Raw genomic sequence first — 1,088 nt, forward strand, 5'->3', positions numbered from 1 at the left:
GTAGCACGTCTTTAATGGATTCGGACAAATTAAAGTTATTAAGCTCTAACGCTGGCAACGTACTCTCTTGACGCTCAAAGCTACGCTGCATTTTTGGTGTACCACCGAGCAACACTTGCATCGGCATATCAACTGGCTGCTCAGAGAGCAACTCATCATTAACGACCAGCTGACGTACTTCCGTCGCTTCCCCTAAGATGGCATACGGGCAGCGCTCACGGGCACAGATCGCATCAAACTGATCTTTACTCTCTGGGCGAATCGCTAGTACATAGCGCTCTTGTGCTTCGTTTGACCAAATCGCCATCGGCGACATGCCAGCTTCTAACGACGGGATTTTACGTAGATTGAGCACCGCGCCCATTTCATGATCGTTGACCAGCTCTGGCATGGCATTTGATAATCCGCCTGCACCGACATCATGTAGCGAGACGATTGGGTTGCCGTCTTGACTGTTGTTACTGACATCGCCATTATTGTCTGACTGTCCATTACCAGCAAGCGCCCAACAGCGATCAAGGACTTCCTGACAGCGACGCTCCATCTCTGCGTTATCACGCTGCACTGAGGCGAAGTCCAATCCTTCATCTAGCTCACCACTATCGACCGACGATGCTGCCCCGCCGCCAAGACCAATCTGCATCGCAGGGCCACCTAGGACGATAAGCAAATCACCTTGTTGAATGGCGTTTTTCTCAATGAGGTTACGTTTGATATTGCCGTAACCACCTGCCAGCATGATCGGTTTATGGTAACCGCGCATCTCACTACCGTCTTTGGCGGCTGACGTATCAAGTTGAAAACTACGGAAGTAACCGCAGAGGTTTGGACGACCAAATTCGTTTGAGAAGTTGGCACTACCTAATGGGGCTTCTGTCATAATCTCAAGGCTGGTCGCCATACGATCCGGCGTACCATAATCCTGCGTGCTTAATTGACCTGATGTCTCCCACTTTTCCGCAAGCTCTGGGATATGCAGATGTGACACATGGAAACCAGTCAGACCAGCTTTTGGCTTACCGCCGCGGCCCGTTGCACCTTCATCACGAATTTCACCGCCTGCGCCCGTCGCTGCGCCTGCATAAGGG

General features: G+C 51.5%; 1 protein-coding gene. It reads right to left on the bottom strand.

The features are described 5' to 3' along the window. Positions 1-1,088, bottom strand: a 1,088-nt coding sequence (locus ACS8FD_RS16380) for an AIR synthase-related protein (RefSeq protein ID WP_439276621.1), incomplete at both ends; no start/stop codon positions are given.

It is taken from the genome of Psychrobacter sp. 1U2, assembly GCF_051847575.1.